Here is a 22,293-nt window from a genome sequence, read left to right as displayed (position 1 = left end):
GATGTACGAAGGCGGCATCGCCAACATGAACTACTCGATCTCCAACAACGCGGAATACGGCGAATACGTGACCGGCCCCAAGGTCATCAACGCGCAGTCCAAGGCCGCGATGAAGGAATGCCTCGACAACATCCAGAACGGCAACTACGCCAAGCAGTTCATCCTCGAAGGCCGCACCAACTACCCCGAGATGACCGCCCGTCGCCGCCTGAACGCCGAGCACCCGATCGAGGTCGTCGGCGCCAAGCTGCGCGCGATGATGCCGTGGATCAGCAAGAACAAGCTGGTCGATCAATCCAAGAACTAAATGCGTGCGGGGTGAGGGGTGAGGCGTGAGGGTGATTGAACCCGCGCGCCTCACCCCTTTCTCCTCGCTCTTCAGCCTTACCCCTCACTCACATGTCCCATCCCCTTATCGCCCGCGAGGGCTGGCTGGTCCTCCTGGCCGCGTTTGCGGCCGCTCTCATCGCAACCTGGCTCATCGGCTGGTGGTCGATTCCGTTCTGGATCTGGGCGGTGTTCGCGCTGCAGTTCTTCCGTGATCCGACGCGCGTGCCGCCGGCCGACGCCGACGCGGTGATCTCGCCCGCAGATGGACGTATCGTCTCGGTGGAAAAGGTGCGCGATTCCTACCTGGAACGTGATGCGTTGAAAATCAGCGTGTTCATGAACGTGTTCAACGTGCATTCCAACAAGAGTCCGGTCGACGGCGAGATCAAGGGGCTCTGGTACATGCCCGGCAGCTTCGTCAACGCCGACCTCGACAAGGCGTCCACCGAAAACGAACGCAACGCGATCTGGATCCAGACTTCACGTGGCGACGTCACCTCGGTGCAGATTGCCGGCCTGATCGCGCGGCGCATCCTGTGCTACGTACGCACCGGCGACAAGCTGGTGCGCGGCCAGCGCTACGGTTTCATCCGCTTCGGCTCGCGGGTCGACGTCTATCTGCCGACGACGGCGCGTGCCGAAGTCTCGATCGGGCAAAAAGTCACGGGCGGGCGTACCATACTGGCTCGCTGGTAACGCGGGCGAATGCGCCTCAGTCCTTTCCATGCTCGACTTCCATCACCGAAAAACCGAATCGAAGCGCTCCCGGATGCGTGACCGCGGCATCTATCTGCTGCCCAACCTGTTCACCACCGGCGCACTGTTCGCCGGCTTCTTCGCGATCGTGCAGGCGATGAACGGCCGCTTCGAACTTGCGGCGGTGGCGATTTTCATCGCCATGGTGCTCGACGGCCTCGATGGCCGCGTCGCCCGCATGACGCATACCCAGAGCGCCTTCGGCGCCGAATATGACAGCCTGTCCGACATGGTGTCGTTCGGTGTGGCGCCGGCACTGGTGATCTACGAATTCGCCCTGCAGGGCATGGGCAAGTTCGGCTGGATCGCCGCCTTCGTCTATTGCTCGGGCGCGGCGTTGCGGCTGGCGCGCTTCAACACGCAGATCGACACCGTCACCGACAAGCGCTTCTTCCAGGGGCTGCCCAGTCCCGCGGCCGCGGCCCTGGTCGCCGGCTTCGTCTGGGTGATGGTCGAGTATGGCATCGCGGGCCACGACATACGCTGGCTGGCTGCCGTGATCGCGTTATTCGGCGGCCTCACCATGGTCAGCAACTTCCGCTATTACAGCGGCAAGGAGATCAACCTCAGGAAGAGCGTGCCGTTCTTCGTCATCCTCTTGATCGTACTGGCCTTCATCCTGGTGTCGACCAGCCCGCCCGAAGTGCTGTTCGTCGTGTTCCTGCTGTATGGACTGTCTGGGTATGTCGACGCGCTGCTGCAGCGGATTCGCCACAAAAAAATGGCCGAGTCGGCTGCCCCCTTGCAGGGTGGCGAAAAATAGATAGAATCTGGGCCATGTCTAACCAGTCGCACCCGTCCTATCTCCTCTGCCTGTCGAACGTCCTGTTCGGCAGCCTGCTGCTGCGCGTCGCGCGCACATACTGAACCTCCTCCCCCTGCAGTACCCCGCGCCGCCTGCTTCTCGCGGCAACCCCTATATAATGCGTCGGTCCGAGACGACATCGAAATCGGCGCCGACCCTCCATGGAGCCTGCCATGAATGACCGTTTGTTTATTTTCGACACCACCTTGCGCGACGGCGAGCAAAGCCCGGGCGCTTCGATGACCAAGGACGAGAAAGTCCGTATCGCGCGCCAGTTGGAAAAACTGGGCGTCGACGTGATCGAGGCGGGATTCGCCGCCGCCAGCCCGGGCGATGCTGACGCGATCCGCACGATTGCCGAAACGATCCACAACTCGACCGTGTGTTCGCTGGCGCGCGCCAACGAACGCGACATCCACGCGGCGGGCGGCGCGATCAAGCCAGCCAAGTCGGGCCGCATCCACACCTTCATCGCCACCAGCCCGATCCACATGGAGAAGAAGCTGCGCATGCAGCCGGACCAGGTGGTCGAGGCGGCGGTCAAGGCCGTGAAGCTCGCGCTCGAATACACCGACGACGTCGAATTTTCGGCCGAGGACGCGGTGCGTTCCGACATGGATTTCCTCGTCCGCATCTTCGACGAAGTGATCAAGGCCGGCGCCAAGACCATCAACGTGCCCGACACGGTCGGCTACAGCATCCCGGCCTTGTGGGGCGAGCGCATGAAGCAGCTGATCGAGCGCGTGCCCGGCTCCGACAAGGTCATCTGGTCGACCCATTGCCACAACGACCTCGGCATGGCGGTGGCCAACTCGCTCGCCGCGGTGATGAATGGCGCGCGCCAGGTCGAGTGCACCATCAACGGCCTCGGCGAGCGCGCAGGCAACGCCTCGCTGGAGGAAATCGTGATGGCGGTGCGCACCCGCAAGGACGTGTTCCACTGCGACACGCGCATCGACGCGACGCAGATCGTGCCGGCCTCCAAGCTGGTTTCCACCATCACCGGCTATCCGGTGCAGCCGAACAAGGCCATCGTCGGCGCCAATGCCTTCGCCCACGAATCCGGCATCCACCAGGATGGCGTCCTCAAGCACCGCGAGACCTACGAAATCATGCGGGCCGAGGATGTCGGCTGGAATGCCAACCGCCTGACGCTCGGCAAGCTCTCGGGCCGCGCCGCATTCAAGAGCAAGCTCGCCGAACTCGGCATCGTTCTGGAAACCGAAGAGGCGCTCAACGCCGCATTCGCCCGCTTCAAGGACCTGGCCGACAAGAAGCGCGAGATCTTCGACGAGGACCTGCAGGCACTGGTGTCCGACGAAGGCTATGCCGCCGAGCATGAACGCTTCAAGCTGGTATCGATGAAGGTGTGTTCGGAGACCGGCGAGATTCCACGCGCGCAGCTCGTCTTCACTGACGACGGCGCCGAATGGCAGGCCGACGGCCAGGGCTCGGGCCCGGTCGACGCCACCTTCAAGGCGCTCGAATCGGTGGTCCACAGCGGAGCGGACCTACTGCTCTATTCGGTCAACAACATCACCAGCGGCACCGATGCGCAGGGCGAGGTGACGGTGCGGCTGGCGCAGGATGGACGCGTGGTGAACGGGCAGGGCGCCGACACCGACATCGTGGTGGCCTCGGCCAAGGCCTATCTGCATGCGCTCAACAAGCTGCACAGCAAGCGTGAGCGCGCGCATCCCCAGGTGTGAGACCGGCCATATGGAAACGTCCCGCCCGGACGTTTCCATTGACCCGGCCAATTCGCCCCGGTAGGCTCCACGTCCATGAACGTGCAACACGTCATTTCCGCACCATCTTTCACCAAGCGACTGTGGCTAGGGTCCTCCCTGTGCCGCAGTCCGCTCCACGCTTAACTTAAATTTCATCACGGGGCACTGCGGGTCTGACCGCCTTGCCTCCGTTTGCCGTCGACCCGCCGACCCCTCAGGGTCCTGAACATGGCAAATACTTCACAAGCTGGATTACTCAATCAGGATGCGCTGGTCGGCGTGATCTTTGCGCTGCTCGCCGCGGTGGGTTTTTCGGCCAAGGCCATCCTCGTCAAGCTGGCCTACCTCGACCGCGTCGATGCAGTGACGCTGCTGGCCTTGCGCATGGCGTTCTCGGTGCCGTTCTTCATCGGCGTGGCGCTGTGGGTCCGACGCCAGCATGCCGAACCGCTCAGCCGGCATGACCGGTTTCTCGTGCTGGTGCTGGGCCTGGTCGGCTATTACCTGTCCAGCCTGCTGGATTTTCTCGGACTGCAAACGCTCTCCGCCGGCCTTGAGCGGCTGATCCTGTTCCTGTATCCGACGATGACGGTGATCCTGTCGGCACTGCTGTACCGGCGCGCCATCGGCGGGCGGGTCATGGCTGCGATGGCCGTGTGCTATGCGGGGATTGCGCTGGTGTTTGTCCACGACGTGGGCACGATGCAGGGCGGGATCGTGTTGGGCGCCTCGCTGGTGTTCGCCAGCACCCTGTCCTATTCCGTCTACCTGGTGGGGGCGGGCCATGCCATCGCACGGATCGGCGCGGCACGCTTCACGGCCTACGCGATGATCGTGGCGACGACGGCCAGCCTGCTGCAGTTTGCGTTCACGCATCCGCTTCAGGCGCTCGACGTGCCGGCCCGGGTGGCCGGTCTCGCCCTGGCCATGGCGATCTTTTCCACGCTGCTGCCGGTGTTCCTGCTGTCGCACGCCATCCGTCGTATCGGTTCCGGCAACACGTCGCTGATCGGCTCCATCGGGCCGGTCAGCACTCTCCTCATGGCCTACGTGTTCCTGCAGGAGAGCCTGTCGCTCTTGCAGGTCGCCGGTTCCGCGCTGGTGCTGGCGGGCGTGCTCATCGTCAGCCTCGACAGCCGGCGCGCCGGCACGTAGCAGGCAGGCGGGACTACAGCAGCTGCTGCGCGGGATAGGTCATGTCCCAGTACAGCCACAGCCACCCTCCCAGGCTGGCGAGGACGAAGGCCAGGCACCAGAATGTGTCGAGCCAGTCGGCCGTTTTGTTCATCGCGGCGCGCCGTGTCATCTGCCGGCGAGCTGGTCGCCATGCTTCTGTCGCAGACTGTCCAGCAGTTGCTGGACTTCCTTGCGGCGGCCGGCATCGGCGTCCTCGCGGCCGGGGCGGGCGGGCGCGGCCAGGGCGCGCTTCAGGTGATCGGCTGCGTGCACATAATCGCCCTGGTCGGCGAGCAGGTCCGCGTAGAAGTAATTGGGGTCGATGCCGTCGGGGTTGATGGCGAGCGCCTTTTCAAGATAGGCCTTCGCTTTCTGTTTGTCGCCGAATCCGATCGGCCATCCCGGGACCTTGGCGTAGAGGCTGCCCAGCGAGTTGTAGACGGAGCCATTCAGCGCCGTCGGATTGATCTTCTCGGCCGCCAACAGCAGGGTGCGCGCCTGCTTGACCTTGCTCAGCGCACCCAGGCCGCCGTCGGCCTTGGCCGCGCTGGCGAGGACGATGGCTTCCCAGATCATCGGCTCGGCCCGGCCGGGGTAAGCCTGCGCCACCTGCTGGGCATGTGCGATCAGGGTGTCGAAGGCGGCTTCCTTGCCGTCTTTGGGTGTCTGGTAGGACACCTTCGCCCAGCGATGGCCGAGGTCGGCGATGGCGTCGTCCAGCGTGGGCGTGGCGGCGAGGCTGGCTGCGTTCAGGCTGGCGAACAGGACGAGCGTGGCGAGGGACGTGCGGAACATGGTCGTTCTCCGGGTGGCTGGCATTAACGGGTGGCTTCGGTGGTGAAGGGGCGCATCAGGGCAGCCTGCTTGATCAGGCTCGGGTCGACCAGACGCGGGAGGATCGAATTGATGCGTACGAACAGCTTCTCGGGCCAGCCGAGGTAGCGCTCGCGATCGTCGCGTTCGATGGTGGCGATGACGCTGGCGGCCACGCTTTCCGGCTCGTCCTGGTTCATCTTCAGGGCGTTTGCCATGCGCGCGACCACGTTGCGGTTGAAGGCGGTCTTGGTGAAACGCGGGGCGACGTAGGTCACGCCGACGCCGCTGCCCGCCAGCTCGCGCCGCAACGCTTCGGAAAAACCGCGCAATGCGAACTTGCTGGCCGAATAGGACGCGAAGCAGGGAAAGCCGATGGACCCGAAGATCGATCCGACGTTGACGATCTTTCCCGTGCCGCGCGCCAGCATGTGGGGCAGAACGGCATTGACCAGGGCGATCGGCGCAATGGTGTTGACCTGAAACAGCATGGCCGTGTCGGCGGCGCGCTCCTGGGCGAAGAATCCGAAGTTCTGTACGCCTGCGCAATTGATCAGGATGTCGATGGCGCCTGCCTGCTCGAGTGCCTGCTCGATCAGGCAGGCGGGCATGCCGGGCTGCGCGATGTCGCCGGTCAGCGCCAGGACCTTGCCGCCCGAACCGCGGAGTTCCGTGGCGAGGCGCTCCAGCCGGTCGCCGTCGCGATTGACGAGGATCAACGACGCGCCGCGCCAGGCGAGTTCGCGCGCAATGGCGCCGCCGATGCCGCCGCTGGCACCTGTGATCAGAACCGTGCTGCCGGATATGTTCATGTGTTCTCCTGAAGATCGATGCTGCGAAAAACGTTGCCGTAGAGACGGAAGAAGGCGCGGGCGTTCTGCATGACGCTGTCGCGCTCGTCCTCGGTGTCGAGCCGGTTGACCAGCCGCTCGAAATCGCCGATGTGCTCGACGTCGAGTGCGCCGTGGCTGCTCAGGTAGGTGAACGCGGTGGCGGGAAGGTCGAGTGCAGTCTGCAGCGCACGCGCCGCATTCGACGCGAGGCTGACGCTGGTGCCTTCGAGCACGTACACCATGCCGAACAGGCCGACCGGATTGCGTCGCATCACCGTGTCGTAGGCGTAGGCGACCATCACGCCGGTATCGAAATCGGGCTGGCTGTCGCGGACGGCGTCCGCATCGCCGCCGGCCGCGGCGATGTCGTTGAGGATCCATTCGTGATGGCCGAGCTCTTCCTCGATGTAGTGGGCCACCGCGCTGCGCAGCCATTCCTGGCGGTCGGTCAGGCGCGCGCCGCAGGCCATGAGCAGCGGAACGGTGTGCTTGACGTGGTGGAAGGCGCGGGTGAGGAAGGCGAGGTAGTGCGGCCGCTTCACCTGGCCCGACAGGGCGGCCGTGATCAGGGGCGTCGAAAGCAGGGCCGCGCGTTCGGCGGCGGTGGCGTGCTGGAGTTGCGGGTAGAAATCCATAGGGGTCCGGTTCGGGTTCAGGAGGGATACAAGGCGTCGATCTGCGCGGCATAGCGCCCGAAGATGGCGCTGCGGCGCAGGCGGCCGTTCGGCGTCGACAGCCCGTTGTCTGCGGTGAAGGGTTCCGCGGCGGGGATCCAGGCGCGTATCCGGGCATAGTCGGGCAGTCTGCGATTGGCCTGCTCCAGCGCCGCTTCGATGGCTGCTTGCGGAATATCCGGACGGTGCACGATGACGGCGCAGTTGAACGGCCGGGCCTCGCCGAAGCAGGCGGCCTGGGCGATCGCCGGGTCGGCCGCCAGCTCGCCTTCCACCCACTCCGGCGCGACGTTGCGTCCGAAGGCGGTGACGAACAGGTTCTTCTTGCGCCCGGTGATGAACAGGAAACCGTCTGCGTCCCGATAACCGAGGTCGCCCGTGGCGATGACGTCCGGCTCGGTCCCTGCGTCACCCTCGCCCAGATAGCCGCGCCAGCGGAGGCCGCGAACCAGGATCTCGCCGTCGTCGGCGAAGGCGAGTTCGAGATGCGGCAGGGGCTTGCCGACACTGCCGATCCGGCTGTCGTCGGGGCGGTTGACGGCAACGACGGACGCGCATTCCGACAAGCCATAGCCTTCGTGTACGGGCAGGCCCAGCGTACGGGCCGTCTCCATCAGCCGCACCGCGACCGGCGCGCCGCCGACCGCCAGGTAGCGCAGGCCATGCGGCAGGGCGGTTCCCGCCTGGATCGCCGCGACGATCTCCCGCAGCATCTGCGGGACCATGATCGCGGTGCTCGCGTGCCAGTCGCCCAGCGCGTCCAGCAGGCGCCCGGCATCCAGCCCGGAACTGCCGGAGAGCCCCACCGAGGCCAGCCCCGGCAGGCAGATCGTCGCGCCCGCCAGCAGCGGCGTATAGAGTCCGCCGATGTTTTCCAGCAGGGTGCTCAACGGAAGCAGGCCAAGATGGCGGTCGTCGCGTCGGGCCGCGCTGGCGATGCGCAGCGACTCGGCGACGGTCTCCATCGTGTCCCATCCCAGGCAGACGCCTTTCGGTTCGCCCGTCGTCCCCGACGTGAACGTGATCTTGTGCGTGCCGGCGGGCAGGGCAGCAACAGGTTCGACGGGCTGCAGCCGTACCTGCATCACTGCGCCGCAAAAGCTTGCGACGGACAGGCTGGGTGTTGGCAAGGCCGCCAGCATCCGCTGGGGCTGGTCGGTCAGCACCAGGTCGATCGAAGCGGTCCTGAGTACGTGGGCCAGCTGGGCCGGCGAGAAAAACAATGGCAAGGGAATGCTCGGGACGCCTGCCACGTGCGCGGCCAGGTCGGCCAGTGCCCAGGCCTTGCCGTTGTCGGCGAGGATCGCGACTGCGCGCGGGGCCGCTACGCGCAGCAGGCTGACCAGCCTTGCAATTTCAGCCGGCAGTTCGCCATAGGTGAGCGCACCGTGTTCGTCCTGCAGGGCCACCTTGCCGGGATGGCTTGCCGCATGGCGTTGCAGGGCTGCGAAAATCAGGCTCATGCCGGTTCTCCGGCCAGGCAGCAGCGCGGTGGCGCGGGCAGCCGCATGGCCCGGTAGCCGGCCTGGACGTTGCCGACCAGCACGCGCGGTGCGTGGTCGTAGTAGCGTCCCCAGGCGGCGCGTTCATCCGCCGGGATACGGTCGGCCGTGGCTGCCTGGATGTCGATGGGGAACAGGCCCAGCCGGCAAAAGGCGTTGCGCAGCCCCGTCGTGCCGGTGAACACCACCCACTCGTAGCCTTCCTGGTGGAGGCGTGCCGTCAGCAGGCCGATCATGGCGCGGACCGCACCCGGAAACGCCCCGGAGAAATGGCCGACCTCGACGATGACGTGACGCTCGATGCGTTTGCCGGCGCGTGCCGCAATGACTTTTTCTATCGGCGCGTCGAGGTATTGTTCGAGAAACAGGTTGCGGCTGGCCGAGCGCAGGCCGAATGCCCCGCAGAGATCGCCTGCCTCGTTGCGCACGCTGAACAGGCGCGGCATGAAGGCCTCGATGCGGGAGCCGAAGCTTTCCGCAAAACACTGGCTGATGAAGGCTTCGACCGTGGCCCGGTTGCCGCCGAGATGTTCGAACAGTTCAAAGCGCGACTGGTCGGCCGCCTCGCCCGCAGCGGGGACGGCGTGTTCCACGCTGCGCAACGTGGGCGGCAGGGTCGGGAGCGCCGGCGGGGTGTCGATCGTCGGCAGGCGCGCGGCAGGGTGGGAGGGCATCGGCTTCCTTGGCATGATGTGCGGCAGATGCCACACGACAGGCAGGGAACTGCAATACCGGTGCCAGCTGGCGAACCCGACTGGAAAAATCGCTCAAACGATTGATATGACAGGTGTTAAGGGATCAAGCCGGGGACGTTGAGGATCCGCGCGGCCCGCTTGTCCACCGCGCATCCTGCAAGTCTTGTCGACCAATCTTGCAGTGGCCGGCTATTTGGGACAGGTGGGTACTTCGCCGACGGTGAGGACAACCGAGACCCCGTGTTGTGGGACGCAGGTCGAGACATAGCCGATCGCGCCCGGCGTGGCCCGCACGAACAGGATGACCGCCTCCTCCGAGGCCAGCACGTGCGGCGGCAGCACGCCGTGGAAATACATCTCGCGCCAGTAGTCTTCCAGCGCTTCCGGCGCGTGGCCGAGAATGACGCGCGAGAAGGCGCGGCGCAGCGGGTGGGCCGGCGGCAGGTTGACCGGCTGGATGCGGGTGCCGCTTTCCCAGTAGTTCTGCTTGCGCTTGAAGATCAGCGCGACGGATTCGCGCGTCAGGGGGTGGTCGGTGGCGCCCGGCGCGGCGATGACCGCGAACGGCAGGTCGGCCGCCGCGGCGGGCAGGGCGAGGGCAAGCCAGAGCGCCAGCAGGGACAGGATCGTCGGCATGCGGCGCGTCAGAACAGGAGGCTGAGCGAGGACATGAAGCCTTCGGGCGCGTCGATGGTGTTGTGCGTGGCACCGTTCCATTCCGCCTTCAATACGATCGCTGGCGTGACCCGGTAATTCAGGCCGGCGACCCACAGCCGGGTGGCCTGCGCTTCCTGCGCCTTGCGGTAGAGCTCATAGCGGCCGACCGCGTAGAGCTTGGCGGTCAGCGGGATCACCAACTGGCCGAAGGCGCCTTTCTCGTCCCAGTCGCTTCCGTTGTCCGAGAACCGGTAGATGCCTTCACCGCTGATTTCGTAGCGGTTGCGCGTCCAGACGAAATCGACGCCGAGCAGGCGTTTTTTCTCGTCGCGGGTCTTTTTCTGTTCGAAGGCCGCGTAGGAAAAACCGATCTGCCCGTCCGTGAGCAGGGGGAAGGCTACATGGGCGCCGATGGCTTCGTAGAACGGATCCAGAACCGGATTGGGACGCAGCTCTCCGCCTTTCGATGCGTAGAGGGAATACTCGGTGCCGTTCGCCACGTTCGGCAGCGTCCCGTTGAGCATCAGGCCCGTCGCGTTGGTGGGAAACGTCGCGGTGGTGACGAGCGGACGCGACGTCGTCCAGACCAGCGGTGTCGCATGGATGAGGTTCCAGCGGCCGATGGGGGTGAGGAACTTGCCGGCGCGGATCGTGGTGGTGTCGGTGATCGCATAGTCGAGGTAGAGCCGCTCCAGCGCCAGGTAGCGGGTTTCCCCTTCGCGGTCGGACACGGGCGTCGCCAGCACGTTCTCGTAATCGAGCTCGGAGAAGAACTTCCAGCGGCTCTCGCCCTGCCACCAGACGAACAGGCTCAGGTTGTCGAGCGCGGCGCGGGCGGGCGCATGGTGCAGGTGCTCGAAGCTGGCCGTGGCATAGCCGCCCAGCGAGAAGCCGGTGTCCGCCAGCTGGAGGCCTTCGCCCAGGCGGTAGTTGACGTCGGACAATGCGCCGTCTCCGGCGGCGGCCTGGGTGCACGCGAACGCCAGGGCGAACGCAGCGAGCCGTCGCACGACAGCGCGCAAGGACAGGCACGGAGTCGGCGGGGGCGGACCGGATTTTTCGTGTTCTTGTCGCGTTCCGGCCTCATTCCAGACTTTCATTCGGCTACCATCCTCAGTGTGACCATACGCAAGACGCTACTCATCGCCTTCCTCAGCGTCGGCCTTTTGCCCGCCATACTTCTGGCCAGCCTGGCTTTTGTCAAGGCGCGTGAGGCCGTGCAGGCGGAGATCGAACGCAACCTTGCCATCCAGGCGACCGGGGTCGCCGCGGACATCGACAAGATGATGTTCGAACGCCTGCAGAACGCCGCCACCTGGAGCCATCTCGACATCATGCAGGACCTGCAGGTGCGCGACGTCGACAAGCGCCTCTCGCATTTCCTGTCCGATCTGCATGCCGGCTACAAGGATGTGTATCTCGCGCTTGCGTGCGTCGACCGTGACGGGCGGATCATCAGCAGCAGCGATGCGGCCGAGGTCGGCCGCCAGGTGACGGACCGGCCGGTCTGGCTCGGCGCCGCGCTGTCGGGCGCGGACGTGGCGCTCGAATCGCCGACCGGGCAGGAAGACGGCGGGCTGGTGATGCGGGTGCCGGTGGCTTCGGCGTTCGCCGGCGGCACGCTCGGCCAGCTGCGGCTGAAGCTCGACTGGACCGAGATCGACGACGTGCTGGACCAGGCCACCAGCGGCGGCGGCCGCATGCTGGCCGTGCTCGACCGCGACGGCCGGCTGATCGCGGCATCGAAGGAACTCCGCACGCGCGGCATGCTGCTGGGCAAGGCGCTCGCCGCGTGGCGCACGGCGGCGGCCGGTCCGACCGTGTCGGTGCGGCCGGGCGCGCCGGTGGCGGATTCCGACGTCATCGTCGGCGCCGCGCGTGCGCATGGCTATGCCAATTTCGCCGGCTTCGGCTGGACCACGCTGATCATCCAGCCCGTCGACCAGGCCCTCGCGCCGGTCCATCGCATGGCGCTCATCTTCCTCGGCCTGCTGGGCCTCATCATGCTGCTGACCTTTTCCATGGCCAGCTGGGTCAGCCGCGAGATCGCTCGGCCCGTCGCCGCGCTGACCGGCTTTGCCCGCGGCTACATGCGCAACAAGATCCTGCAGGCGCCGCCGGTCGCGCGCGGGGGCGAAGTCGGCGAACTGACCGACGCCTTCGTGCAGATGATGCGCGACATCGACCAGTCGCAGCAGAACCTGGTGCGTGCCTCGAAACTGGCGGTGGTCGGCGAGATGTCCTCGGTGATCGCGCACGAGGTGCGCACGCCGCTCGGCATCCTGCGTTCCTCGGCGCAGATGCTGCAGCGCGAATCCGGCATCAGCGAGGAAGGCCGCGAACTGGTCGGTTTCATCGAGAGCGAGACCGAGCGGCTCAACCGCCTGGTGTCGGCCATGCTCGACACCGCCCGGCCGCGGGCGCCGTCGTATGCCGCCGTGGACATGCACGCGCTGATCGAGAAGAGCATCGCCATGCTGGGTGCGCAGGCCGGCAAGAAGCAGGTCAGCGTGACCGCCCGCTTGCGGGCGACGCGGCCGGTGATCGAATGCGACGAGGAACAGATCACCCAGGTCCTGCTCAATCTGTTGATGAACGGCCTGCAGATCCTCGATCATGGTGGGCAGATCGAACTGGCGACCCATGACGACGACGCGTTCCTGACCATCGAAATGGCCGATGACGGGCCGGGCATCGACCCGGCCGAGCGGACCCGCGTGTTCGAGGCCTTCTTCTTCAAGCGCGAAGGCGGCATCGGACTGGGGCTGGCCATCGTGCAGCAGATCGTGGGCGCCCACGGGGGCGACATCGAAGCGGCGGAAAGCAAGCTGGGTGGGGCGCTGTTCCGCATCCGCCTGCCGCGCAGGCAATCGGGAGAGACATGAAAGGCAGACAGATCCTCGTCGCGGACGACGAACCCAAGATGCGCCGCGTCCTCGAAATCATGTTGCAGAAGATGGGCCACCGGGTGCTCGCGGCCGGCAACGGCGTCGAGGCGCTCGCGCTGTTCCAGGCGAACAGCGTCGACCTCGTCATCACCGACCTGCGCATGCCCGAGATGGACGGCATCGAACTGCTGGCCGCGCTGCGGGCGCAGGCGTCGGACGTGCCGGTGATGGTGATCACCGCGCACGGCACCATCGAGACCGCCGTGGCCGCGATGAAGCACGGCGCCTGCGACTACATCCTGCGGCCGTTCGACATCGACGTGGTGGAACTCGCCGTCGAGCGTGTGCTGAACGGTGCCGCGGTGGCGCAACAGAACGCCTTCCTGCGGCAGGAGATCGAGCGCGGCTGGGATGCCTTCGTCGGCACCAGCGAGCCGATGCGGGCGGTGTACGAACTGATCCAGCGCGTCGGACCGAGCAAGGCCTCGGTGCTGATCACCGGCGAAACCGGCACCGGCAAGGAACTCGCCGCGCGCGCGCTGCATCATGCCTCGCCGCGCCGTGACAAGCTGTTCGTGCCGATCAATTGCGCGGCGATCCCGGCCGACATCCTGGAAAGCGAACTGTTCGGTTACGAGAAGGGCGCCTTCACCGGCGCAGTCAAGGAACGCGTCGGCAAGTTCGAACTGGCCGACGGCGGCACGATCTTCCTCGACGAGCTGACCGAAATGCCACTGCCGCTGCAGGCCAAGCTGCTGCGCGTGCTGCAGGAGAACACCATCGAACGCCTCGGCGGCAACCGCGTCATCGAACTCGACCTGCGCGTCATCGCCGCCACCAACCGCGATCCGCTGGAAAGCGTGCGCGAAGGCACGCTGCGCGAAGACCTCTACTATCGGGTCAACGTGTTCTCGATCGAACTGCCGCCCCTGCGCGCGCGGACCGAAGACATCGCCGGCCTGGTCGAGCACTTCATCGCCAAGCACGGCCATTCGACGGCAGCGACCCACCTCGCCCCGCGGGCGCTCGAGCGCCTGTGCGACTACGACTGGCCGGGCAACGTGCGCGAACTGGAAAACATGGTCGAGCGGGCCTTGATCCTGAGCGGCGGTGGCGAACTGGACGAACAGCATTTCCTGCTCAACCCGCGCGCCGTCGACAACAAGCCCAGGCCGGCCGCCGCGCCGGCCGAAAGCCAGAAGGCCCCGCCGCCGCTGAACCAGGCGGTCGAGGACCTCGAGGCGCGGCTGATCGACGAGGCGCTGGCGCAGGCCGAGGGCAACAAGGCCAAGGCCGCCGCGCTGCTCGACATCAGCGAGCGCACCCTCTGGTACAAGCTGAAGAAATACCGCCCCGAGCAGTCCTGAACGCGGCACCACCCTGCAAGTTTTGTCGACGATTCTTGCATGCGTCCTGTGCCGTCCTGCGGTGCGGGTGGCGGCGGATGCGCCACGTATCCCATGAAATCAATGCCTTGAAGCGGTGCCGTGCAGCTGGCATCGCGCTTGCAGATTGGAGGTGTCGCCGGCAGATCCGGCGGCCCCTCCATTCACTTCAGGAAGACTCCATGAAACTTCAGCATCTGGCATCGTTCGCCCTGCTTGCCCTGTCCACCACGGCATTCGCCGACGGTTTCTACGGCGTGGGCGAGATCACCCGTTCGAATCTGTCGCTCGACCGCAATCATTTCGACGGTGCGCTGCTCGCCAATGGCGCCACCGGACTGTCCAGCAGCGATTCCGGCAACCGCACCAAGTGGCGCCTGCAGGGCGGTTATCGCTTCAATCCGAACCTGGCGGTGGAAGCCGGCTACATCGATTTCGGCAAGGCCAAGTACACGGCGAGCACCAGCGGCGGCAGCGCCCAGGGATCGCTGAAGGCCGGCGGCGTGGACGCGGCGGCGCTGCTTTCGCTGCCGCTGAGCGACAGCTTTTCCGTGTTCGGCAAGGCGGGCGTGGTCGCAGCGAAAGTCGATTCCCGCCTTAGCGCCAGCGGCGCGGCCGTTGCAGCGAGCGGCGACGCGTCGACCCACGTCGTCCGTCCCCTGCTGGGCGTGGGCGCGCTCTACAAGCTCAGTGACCATGTCGACCTGCGCGCCGACTACGACCATGTGAGCGGGCTCGGCAAATCCGACAAGACCGGCAAGATGACCGCCAACATGGTTTCGCTGGGCGTCGCCTACAATTTCTGACGGCGTGTCCGCCCCCCTCGCCGACGGGTCTGCGTCCCCTTGCTTCGGGATGTCCGACACGGAAGCGAGGGCGAGCGAGGCGATACATCGGGGCGCGGAGAGAGGCCCATCAGGCTGGTTGGCATCCCAACCCGAGACGCATGAATGTACCAGCCTGTATTGTTTTCGTTTCTACTGCTGATGGTATTAAGTAACCAGAATAAAAATTAATATCAAAAAATGACGAGCCAATATCGATCTATAAGCCAATAATCAGGCATTAAATGCTCTGTAGTTTTACGACAATCCAACATAAAATTAAAAATAACTGTTTAAATACAATGAACTGAATTGTTCATGTCTGTTTGAATGAAATAATGAGCAAGTTTTCTTTGATTCCTATTTTTGTCGGAATATTTTACATGTTATAAATCCTTTCCCCGTGCGTTTTGAGTAACAATCTGTTTTTATTGAAAATAAACAAGAGGAACGGGAATTGCTTGGTTAGCCGGATTTGCGGAGGGTGTCCCGGAGTTGATGGTCGATCAGGCAAAGGAGCGTGCGATGACGATGGTGTAGCGGTACCGCCCCTCGTGGAATCCGAGAGGCCCGAGGATTGAACCCCAACCAGAGAGCGTTTGCATAATTAGGAGGAAGACAAAAATGAATTTTCGTGGAACCAGGCTGAGGACAAACAAGACGATAAGGGGCCTTCTGGCCCTGGCCATCCTGGCGTCCGTATCGAGTGCGGCGTATGCCGACAAGGATAGGGATGCCGACAGGGGCAAGACGGCTTTTCAACGTGTCGACGGCGACCTCTCGGTGATGGTGCTGGGGTCAGGCGGCCCCATGGCCACGCTTGAAGGCCGGGCCAGTGCGGGTTACCTGGTCTTTACCGACGGCAAGCCAAGGATCCTGATGGACGTGGGGGGCGGCACCTACCAGCGTCTGGCGCAGAGCGGCACGGATGTCCGGGATCTGGATATCGTCCTGCTGAGCCACTTGCACGCCGACCACACGGGGGATTTGACCTCGGTGATCAAGACCATCTACTTCCACAGCAACCAGGCGCGCGCGGCGGCCGCCGCGCAAGGCATTGCGCTGCCCGGCCGGACCGCGCCCATCAATATCTACGGCCCGGGCGCGTCCACGCTTCCCGCCGCCACGCCGGGGGTGTATTACCCGAATGGTCTGCCGGTCTACCCGGCCACCGCGGATTATGTGGATGAACATTTTTCCGTCCAGAAAGGGGGCGTCGAACGCTATCTGCAGGCATTTGTGGCCGGCATCAGCGATGACAATGGTCCCCCCACCCTGCCGGGTGAAAGTGCGAGCACCTTTGCCTATACCGCTCACGATCTGCCGTCGACCGTGCCCGGCGCCACGGTCCAAACCGTGCTGACCGCACCAGATGGCCTCGTGATCAAGTCCATCGCCGTGGATCACGGTCCGGTTCCTGCGGTGGCCTATCGCATTGAATACAAGGGCCACACCGTGGTGTATTCGGGCGACACGGGAACCAAAGGTATCGGTCCGAAACAGTTGGGCCAGGGCAACATGGCGACCATTTCGCAGGATGCGGACCTGCTGATCTATGACACGGCGGTCATGGAAGCGGGCGATGCGCCCCCCAATCCCCTGTTCCATATTCTGCACAGCGAGCCATCCCTGATTGCGGGCGTGGCGATCGACGCCAATGTGAGGAAACTGGTGCTGTCCCACCTTACGCCTGTCACGAGTCCGCGCGTGGGCGAAATCAAGGACATCATCAAGGGCTTGGGGTTCAGGGGGAAAATCAGGGAGGCAAAAGACCTGGATGTATATAACCTGGACCAGGGCGACCGTGACGATTGAGTTTTTTCCCGGTACGACGCCCTGATTTGGTAGCCGTCCCGATGGACGGCTTTTTTCATCATGGGGCGGCGGGGGGGTTAGTGCGTTCCGACCAGGCGTGAAGGGGCGCTGAACTTGGCGTAAAAGATCGCCGCGAAGAAGAAGACTCCCGACAGCATCACCTCGCCCCCGGCCAGCCACGCCGACAGGCCGGTGTCCGACCACGCGCGCACCACGCCTTCGGTGAAATAGGCCAGCATCAGCATCGGCGCCCATTGGTAGGTGTAGCGGCGGCCTTTCAGGATGCCCATCAGCGGCAGCAGCAGCGGCAAGGCTTTCATCACCAGTCCGGAGCCGCCGGGGCGCAGCGGCGCGAGCCACAACTCCCATGCGACACAGAGAAAAATCAGCGCGATCAGGCTGATGCTGGATGCGATTTGCAGGATTTTCATGCGGCGGGCCTCACAACGGTCGCGCCAGCTTCACCGCCGCTTCGGCCAGGCGCTTGCCCAGCGCGATGCACAGCGTGCGTTCCGCGTCGGATAGCGGCTTGTCGTCGGCGGCGCCGGCCCAGTGGCTGGCGCCGTAGGGCGTGCCGCCGCTGGTGGTGTGGTTCACTTCTGCCAGGGTATAGGGCAGGCCGACGATCAGCATGCCGTGGTGCAACAGCGGCAGCATCATGCTGGTCAGCGTCGTTTCCTGGCCGCCGTGCAGGCTGGCGGTGGAGGTGAACACGGCGGCGGGTTTGCCGACCAGCGTGCCCTTGGCCCACAGCGCACCGGTGGTATCGAGGAAATACTTCAGCGGCGCGGCCATGTTGCCGAAGCGGGTGGGCGAACCGAGTGCGAGGCCGGCGCATTGCTCCAGGTCGGCGAGTTCCACATAGGGCGCGCCTTCGTCGGGCACCGGCGGCTCGGCCACCTGGGTACGCGGTGCCACCGGCGGCACCGTGCGCAGCCGGGCGGACGCCCCCGCCACCTGGTTGACGCCGCGTGCGATCAGGTGCGCCATCTCGCGCACGCTGCCGCCGGCACTGTAATAGAGGACAAGAATCTCGGTCATAGGGGGTCGTCGGCAATCAGGGTGAAATCGGCCAGGTCGAAGCCCGGCGTGTACTCCAGCAGCCGCCCGAAGGTGAGGACGGTCTGGCGCGATGCGTCCAGCACCTCGGCATCCATGCCGGGCTGATACAGATGGCGCGGCAGCAGCAGGCGGTCGGTCTGCTTCAGCGCGGCCAGGCCGGGCAGGAACAGTGCCGGCTCGGCATTCGACTGGCGGGGGCCGCGCAGCGGCCGGACCCATATCGGCTTGACCTGCGGCGACAGGCGCTCGACGCCCAGATCGATCTGGCGCACGTCGCGCATGCGGATCCAGCGGATGACGCCTACCGACCAGCCCGTGTCATGGCCGGCATGCAGCGCCAGCGGGTCGCCCGCCTTCAGGTTCAGCGGCGCATCCGGGGCGGCCGAGAGGGCGAAGCCGGAGGCGCTTTCGTTCGTCACCGTCCACACGGTGGCGTTGACCGTGACTGGCGCGGCGGACATCCCGCGGACGTCATGGATGGCCAGGCTGTCCGGGTCGTCCTGCGTGCCCTGGTCCGCATTCGGACGCTGCTCCAGCAACCGGTGGATGGCGCTCACGCCGGCGACGACCTGCACCGTGCTGCCGGGCGCCGGCGCGTAGCGTTTGTAGGTGCGCTGCGCCTGGGTGCCCCACTCCTTGAGCAGCTTCTTGAACAGCGACAGGGTGAACGAACGGTCCATGCCGGGCGGCAGGTCGACCTGCTCGGGCGTTTCGCCCTTGCGCAGCCGGACGCCGGTTTCGTGCACATGGCGGCACAGCGCGTCGGTGTCCAGCCACTGGCTGCCCGGGCTGGCGCCGGCCGCGGCATGGGCCGGCGGAACGTCGCCCTCGCGCGGCACCGGGAAACCGAGATGGCCGGGGACGGCGCCGTAGGTCAGCCCGGCGAGGGCCGCGTAGCGGTCCAGGTAGAGCCGGGTGTGGGCAAGCTCGGCCGGACTCATGCGCGGCGGATCGGCCAGCGCGAGCAGCAGGGCCTGGCGATAGGCGAGGCTGGTCGTCGGCACCCCCTCGGTCGGCAGTTCCGCCACATTCGAGACCTGCGCGTACGCGTGAAGCTGGTGCAGGTCCTGCCACAGGCCGGCCGGGGGCGGCGTGCAGGTCAGGAAGCTGGCCGCCTGCACATCGCGCAGCGCCGTTGCCAGACGGGCGGTGAATTCGGCCAGGCGCCGGGCGTTGGGGCGGCCGAAGCGCTGGTCGTCGAGGGCCCGCAGCAGATGCTTGTAGCCGATGCTGTGCTCCATGCGCAGGTCGCGCAGCAGGGCGCCGACCTGGCGTTGCTGCGCGTTGGGCGGCACGCTGAAATCGGCGAGCTGCGCTTCCAGGCTGGCCGCGGCGCGCGCCACGGCGGGCCGATACTGCGCCAGCAGCGCGTGGCGGTCGTCGGCGCCCAGCGGATGGCGGTTGAGCGCATGCAGGGCGGCGAACAGCTGGCGGGCCGTGGTGACCGGGTCGGCGTAGGGCAGGCGGTCCAGCCAGGCCGCCACGGCTTTCGGCCGGGTCTCGACCGTGTGCCCGGCTGTCGCGTCGATGTCGGGAACGCTGAAATCGAGCATGCCGTTCAGTCGAACACGACGGTCTTGTTGGCGTACACCAGCACGCGGTTGTCGAGATGCCACTTCACCGCACGCGACAGCACCACCTTTTCCAGGTCGGCGCCCTTGTTGATCAGGTCGTCGAGGCTGTCGCGGTGCGAGATGCGCGCCACGTCCTGCTCGATGATGGGGCCGTCGTCGAGCGTCTCGGTGACGTAGTGCGCGGTCGCGCCGATCAGCTTGACGCCGCGTTCGAACGCCCGGTGGTAGGGCTTGGCGCCGTGGAAGGCCGGCAGGAAAGAATGGTGGATGTTGATGATGCGGTTGGGAAAATGGCGGATGAAATCGGCCGACAGCACCTGCATGTAGCGCGCCAGCACGATGAAGTCGATCTTCTGGTCGCGCAGGATCGCCAGCTGGATCTGCTCGGCCTCGTGCTTGGCGTCCTTGTGCACGACCAGGTGCTGGAAGGGCACGCGGTAGGCCTCGGCCAGCCAGCGCGTGTCCTCGTGGTTGCTGAGGATGATCGGCAGCTCGCAATGCAGCTCGCCGCTCTGGTAGCGGTAGAGCAGGTCGGCCAGACAGTGGTCGAACTTCGACACGAACACCGCCAAGCGCGGCTTGCGGCTCGACTCGGCGAGCCGCCAGGTCATCCCGAAGCGCTCGGCGAGGGGACCGAAGGCGGCGGCGAATTCGGCCAGGTCGAGGTTGAAGTCCGCCAGTTCCCATTCCACCCGCATCAGGAACAGCTTCAGTTCGGCGTCCTGGTGCTGGTCGGCATGCAGGATGTTGGCGTTGTGCGACAGCAGGAAATCGGCAATGGCGGCGACCAGTCCCTTCTGGTCGGGGCAGGAAATCAGCAGGACGGCGGTATGACGCATGGGCGGACCGGAAAGGTGTGGTTTTTTCGTCATCATAACCAAAATTCCCCTGATTCTCTTAAGGGAAGCGGCTGCCGGACCTCGCCCGGGCCCGCGCCGCGCAAAGATTCAGCAGTCTTTGCGCGGCGCGGGCGGCCTGCAGGCGGACTGGACAAACCGGACTTCACCGCATTCCACGGCCCGGCCGGGCGTTTCGTGGCGCCAGGCCCTGTCCTGCCGCAGTGCTGGTCAAATTTTAGGCATCCCGTCTGGCAAAAACTTTGATTTGTCTTGGGATTTTCAGGGCCATGAAAAATCTTGTCCGGACACGCCGGTTCCGGGTTGACATGCCGGGCAGGACACCTAGAATTTGTATCCAGCCTCTGCCAACACCACAATATGTTGTGAATAAAACTGTTGGCGAGGGTCGGGCAAGCTGTGTATAAGGTGTGGATGTTTCGCGCCCCGGCATGGCCAGCCCGGATTGTCGTTACACCCACCACCAAGGAGCCCCCCTCGATGCTGAACGTCGCCACCGAATCCGCCGCATCTGCGCCCATTCCCCCCATTGAGCCTGCCGACGTGGCAGTGATCGACACGCGCTACGCCGACTACAAGATCATCCGCCGCAACGGCGCGGTGGTCGGCTTTGCGCCGAACAAGATCGCCATCGCCGTGACCAAGGCCTTCATTGCGGTGCAAGGCGGGCAGGCGGCGGCGTCGGCGCGCATCCGCGAGCTGGTCGAATCGATCACCGGCCAGGTGACCGCGGCCCTGATGCGGCGCAATCCCAACGGCGGCACCTTCCACATCGAGGACATCCAGGACCAGGTCGAGCTTGCGCTGATGCGCTCGGGCGAACACGAAGTCGCCCGCGCCTACGTGCTCTACCGCGAGAAGCGCGCGCAGGAACGCGCCGCGCAAAAGGCCGCCGGCGTGCCCGAAGCCACCCTGCACGTGCTGGAAGACGGCCAGAAGAAGCCGCTCGACACCGCGCGCCTTGCCGGCCTCCTGGCCGACGCCTGCACCGGCCTCGGCGACAACGTCAAGGCCGAGCCCATCATGCACACCGTGCTGCGCGACCTCTACGACGGCGTGCCGATGGCCGAGGTCGAGAAGGCGCTGGTGCTCGCCGCGCGCTCGATGATCGAGCAGGACCCGGCGTATTCCTACGTCACCGCGCGCCTGCTGCTCAACTCCATCCGCCACGAAGTGCTGGGCGAGGCCGTCACCCAGGCGCAGATGGGCCAGCGCTACGCCGAGTATTTCCCGGCCTTCATCAAGAAAGGCATCGCCGCCGAACTGCTCGACGAGAAGCTCGGCCAGTTCGACCTCGCGCGCCTGGCTGCCGTGCTCGACGCCGGCCGCGACTACCAGTTCGGCTACCTCGGCCTGCAGACCCTGTACGACCGCTATTTTCTGCACATCGAGGAGTCGCGCATCGAGCTGCCGCAGGCCTTCTTCATGCGCGTGGCGATGGGCCTCGCGATCAACGAGATCGACCGCGAAGCGCGTGCCATCGAGTTCTACCAGGTGCTGTCCTCGTTCGACTTCATGTCGTCGACGCCGACCCTGTTCAACGCCGGCACCCGCCACAGCCAGCTGTCGTCCTGCTACCTCACCACCGTCACCGACGACCTCGACGGCATCTACCAGGCCATCAAGGAAAACGCCATGCTGCAGAAGTACGCCGGCGGCCTGGGCAACGACTGGACCCCGATCCGCGCCATGGGCTCGCGCATCAAGGGCACCAACGGCAAGTCGCAGGGCGTCGTGCCCTTCCTGAAAGTGGTCAACGACACCGCCGTCGCGGTCAACCAGGGCGGCAAGCGCAAGGGCGCGGTGTGCGCCTATCTCGAAACCTGGCACATGGACATCGAGGAATTCCTCGACCTGCGCAAGAACACCGGCGACGACCGCCGCCGCACCCACGACATGAACACCGCGAACTGGATT

The 22,293-nt window shown here is 65.4% G+C and carries 20 protein-coding genes and 1 pseudogene; 10 read left to right on the top strand and 11 right to left on the bottom strand.

Going from position 1 to position 22,293, the window contains the following annotated elements; genetic code table 11:
- The 5 genes and pseudogenes from ABT23_RS12475 to ABT23_RS12455 all read left to right on the top strand — a co-directional run.
- Nucleotides 1-307, top strand: a pseudogene (locus ABT23_RS12475) (ketol-acid reductoisomerase); the annotation flags it as partial.
- 92 nt (nt 308-399) lie between these two features.
- Nucleotides 400-1,026, top strand: coding sequence for a phosphatidylserine decarboxylase (locus ABT23_RS12470; protein WP_296635813.1), 627 nt, complete (start codon nt 400-402; stop codon nt 1,024-1,026).
- Nucleotides 1,027-1,054: 28 nt separating this feature from the next.
- The gene (pssA, locus tag ABT23_RS12465) at nt 1,055-1,849 is read left to right on the top strand and encodes a CDP-diacylglycerol--serine O-phosphatidyltransferase (RefSeq protein ID WP_296635809.1); all 795 of its coding nucleotides are present in this window, start codon (nt 1,055-1,057) and stop codon (nt 1,847-1,849) included.
- Between the two features lie 215 nt (nt 1,850-2,064).
- Entirely contained in the window at nt 2,065-3,600 is a 1,536-nt protein-coding gene (locus tag ABT23_RS12460; RefSeq protein WP_296635806.1) for a 2-isopropylmalate synthase, read from the top strand.
- 249 nt (nt 3,601-3,849) lie between these two features.
- Nucleotides 3,850-4,776, top strand: a complete 927-nt coding sequence (locus tag ABT23_RS12455) for a DMT family transporter (RefSeq protein WP_296635804.1) — start codon at nt 3,850-3,852, stop codon at nt 4,774-4,776.
- Nucleotides 4,777-4,923: 147 nt separating this feature from the next.
- Here the strand turns inward: ABT23_RS12455 and ABT23_RS12450 are convergent, their stop codons facing one another.
- From ABT23_RS12450 to ABT23_RS12420, 7 genes are all read right to left on the bottom strand, one after another.
- On the bottom strand, nt 4,924-5,592 hold the full coding sequence (locus ABT23_RS12450) for a tetratricopeptide repeat protein (RefSeq protein ID WP_296635801.1): 669 nt from the start codon (nt 5,590-5,592) through the stop codon (nt 4,924-4,926).
- 23 nt (nt 5,593-5,615) lie between these two features.
- Nucleotides 5,616-6,422 (bottom strand): SDR family oxidoreductase, encoded by an 807-nt coding sequence (locus ABT23_RS12445; protein ID WP_296635798.1) that lies wholly within the window; start codon nt 6,420-6,422, stop codon nt 5,616-5,618.
- Complete coding sequence (locus tag ABT23_RS12440) at nt 6,419-7,078, bottom strand: iron-containing redox enzyme family protein (RefSeq protein WP_296635795.1); 660 nt, start codon at nt 7,076-7,078, stop codon at nt 6,419-6,421. Before ABT23_RS12440 ends, ABT23_RS12445 begins: the two co-directional genes overlap by 4 nt.
- 17 nt (nt 7,079-7,095) lie before the next feature.
- Nucleotides 7,096-8,580, bottom strand: a complete 1,485-nt coding sequence (locus tag ABT23_RS12435) for an AMP-binding protein (RefSeq protein WP_296635793.1) — start codon at nt 8,578-8,580, stop codon at nt 7,096-7,098.
- Nucleotides 8,577-9,293 carry a thermostable hemolysin gene (locus ABT23_RS12430; RefSeq protein WP_296635790.1) on the bottom strand — a complete coding sequence of 239 codons (717 nt, stop codon included), beginning with the start codon at nt 9,291-9,293 and terminating at the stop codon, nt 8,577-8,579. Before ABT23_RS12430 ends, ABT23_RS12435 begins: the two co-directional genes overlap by 4 nt.
- 210 nt (nt 9,294-9,503) lie before the next feature.
- A complete protein-coding gene (locus ABT23_RS12425; RefSeq protein WP_296635787.1) occupies nt 9,504-9,950 on the bottom strand; it encodes a hypothetical protein in 447 nt (148 codons plus the stop codon).
- A gap of 8 nt (nt 9,951-9,958) precedes the next feature.
- Nucleotides 9,959-10,981 (bottom strand): hypothetical protein, encoded by a 1,023-nt coding sequence (locus ABT23_RS12420; protein ID WP_296635785.1) that lies wholly within the window; start codon nt 10,979-10,981, stop codon nt 9,959-9,961.
- Nucleotides 10,982-11,089: 108 nt separating this feature from the next.
- On the opposite strand from ABT23_RS12420, the gene ABT23_RS12415 reads away from it, so the two are divergent.
- The 4 genes from ABT23_RS12415 to ABT23_RS12400 all read left to right on the top strand — a co-directional run bounded on the left by ABT23_RS12415 (nt 11,090) and on the right by ABT23_RS12400 (nt 16,883).
- Nucleotides 11,090-12,856: an ATP-binding protein gene (locus ABT23_RS12415; protein WP_296635782.1), complete on the top strand. Its 1,767-nt coding sequence runs from the start codon at nt 11,090-11,092 to the stop codon at nt 12,854-12,856.
- Nucleotides 12,853-14,226: a sigma-54 dependent transcriptional regulator gene (locus ABT23_RS12410; protein ID WP_296635780.1), complete on the top strand. Its 1,374-nt coding sequence runs from the start codon at nt 12,853-12,855 to the stop codon at nt 14,224-14,226. The genes ABT23_RS12415 and ABT23_RS12410 overlap by 4 nt, the downstream gene beginning before the upstream one ends.
- A gap of 200 nt (nt 14,227-14,426) precedes the next feature.
- Nucleotides 14,427-15,050 carry an outer membrane beta-barrel protein gene (locus ABT23_RS12405; protein ID WP_296635777.1) on the top strand — a complete coding sequence of 208 codons (624 nt, stop codon included), beginning with the start codon at nt 14,427-14,429 and terminating at the stop codon, nt 15,048-15,050.
- Between the two features lie 642 nt (nt 15,051-15,692).
- On the top strand, nt 15,693-16,883 hold the full coding sequence (locus tag ABT23_RS12400; RefSeq protein ID WP_296635774.1) for an MBL fold metallo-hydrolase: 1,191 nt from the start codon (nt 15,693-15,695) through the stop codon (nt 16,881-16,883).
- Between the two features lie 77 nt (nt 16,884-16,960).
- On the opposite strand, the gene ABT23_RS12395 is transcribed toward ABT23_RS12400, so the two are convergent.
- From ABT23_RS12395 to purU, 4 genes are read right to left on the bottom strand one after another with little or no spacing between them, the layout of a single operon-like run.
- Nucleotides 16,961-17,314 (bottom strand): DUF2069 domain-containing protein, encoded by a 354-nt coding sequence (locus ABT23_RS12395; protein WP_296635770.1) that lies wholly within the window; start codon nt 17,312-17,314, stop codon nt 16,961-16,963.
- A 10-nt stretch (nt 17,315-17,324) separates the two neighbouring features.
- Entirely contained in the window at nt 17,325-17,924 is a 600-nt protein-coding gene (wrbA, locus tag ABT23_RS12390; protein ID WP_296635768.1) for an NAD(P)H:quinone oxidoreductase, read from the bottom strand.
- A complete protein-coding gene (locus tag ABT23_RS12385) occupies nt 17,921-19,498 on the bottom strand; it encodes a hypothetical protein (RefSeq protein WP_296635765.1) in 1,578 nt (525 codons plus the stop codon). Before ABT23_RS12385 ends, wrbA begins: the two co-directional genes overlap by 4 nt.
- 5 nt (nt 19,499-19,503) lie before the next feature.
- On the bottom strand, nt 19,504-20,358 hold the full coding sequence (gene purU, locus ABT23_RS12380; protein WP_296635762.1) for a formyltetrahydrofolate deformylase: 855 nt from the start codon (nt 20,356-20,358) through the stop codon (nt 19,504-19,506).
- A 498-nt stretch (nt 20,359-20,856) separates the two neighbouring features.
- On the opposite strand from purU, the gene ABT23_RS12375 reads away from it, so the two are divergent.
- Nucleotides 20,857-22,293, top strand: a 1,437-nt coding sequence (locus tag ABT23_RS12375; RefSeq protein ID WP_296635760.1) for a ribonucleotide reductase N-terminal alpha domain-containing protein, incomplete at its 3' end; no start/stop codon positions are given.

Source organism: Thiobacillus sp. SCN 63-57, from assembly GCF_001725555.1.
GTDB lineage: Bacteria > Pseudomonadota > Gammaproteobacteria > Burkholderiales > Thiobacillaceae > Thiobacillus.
The sequence above is the reverse complement of the archived record's forward strand: the minus strand, read 5'-3'. Positions and strand labels throughout refer to the sequence as shown.

Coding starts and splice junctions, on each gene's coding strand:
- ABT23_RS12430 (WP_296635790.1), bottom strand. CDS start 9,293: ATGCCCTCCCACCCTGCCGCGCGCCTGCCGACGATCGACACCCCGCCG.
- ABT23_RS12425 (WP_296635787.1), bottom strand. CDS start 9,950: ATGCCGACGATCCTGTCCCTGCTGGCGCTCTGGCTTGCCCTCGCCCTG.
- ABT23_RS12445 (WP_296635798.1), bottom strand. CDS start 6,422: ATGAACATATCCGGCAGCACGGTTCTGATCACAGGTGCCAGCGGCGGC.
- ABT23_RS12455 (WP_296635804.1), top strand. CDS start 3,850: ATGGCAAATACTTCACAAGCTGGATTACTCAATCAGGATGCGCTGGTC.
- ABT23_RS12385 (WP_296635765.1), bottom strand. CDS start 19,498: ATGCTCGATTTCAGCGTTCCCGACATCGACGCGACAGCCGGGCACACG.
- ABT23_RS12435 (WP_296635793.1), bottom strand. CDS start 8,580: ATGAGCCTGATTTTCGCAGCCCTGCAACGCCATGCGGCAAGCCATCCC.
- ABT23_RS12410 (WP_296635780.1), top strand. CDS start 12,853: ATGAAAGGCAGACAGATCCTCGTCGCGGACGACGAACCCAAGATGCGC.
- pssA (WP_296635809.1), top strand. CDS start 1,055: ATGCTCGACTTCCATCACCGAAAAACCGAATCGAAGCGCTCCCGGATG.
- ABT23_RS12395 (WP_296635770.1), bottom strand. CDS start 17,314: ATGAAAATCCTGCAAATCGCATCCAGCATCAGCCTGATCGCGCTGATT.
- wrbA (WP_296635768.1), bottom strand. CDS start 17,924: ATGACCGAGATTCTTGTCCTCTATTACAGTGCCGGCGGCAGCGTGCGC.
- ABT23_RS12460 (WP_296635806.1), top strand. CDS start 2,065: ATGAATGACCGTTTGTTTATTTTCGACACCACCTTGCGCGACGGCGAG.
- ABT23_RS12450 (WP_296635801.1), bottom strand. CDS start 5,592: ATGTTCCGCACGTCCCTCGCCACGCTCGTCCTGTTCGCCAGCCTGAAC.
- ABT23_RS12400 (WP_296635774.1), top strand. CDS start 15,693: ATGAATTTTCGTGGAACCAGGCTGAGGACAAACAAGACGATAAGGGGC.
- purU (WP_296635762.1), bottom strand. CDS start 20,358: ATGCGTCATACCGCCGTCCTGCTGATTTCCTGCCCCGACCAGAAGGGA.
- ABT23_RS12440 (WP_296635795.1), bottom strand. CDS start 7,078: ATGGATTTCTACCCGCAACTCCAGCACGCCACCGCCGCCGAACGCGCG.
- ABT23_RS12470 (WP_296635813.1), top strand. CDS start 400: ATGTCCCATCCCCTTATCGCCCGCGAGGGCTGGCTGGTCCTCCTGGCC.
- ABT23_RS12405 (WP_296635777.1), top strand. CDS start 14,427: ATGAAACTTCAGCATCTGGCATCGTTCGCCCTGCTTGCCCTGTCCACC.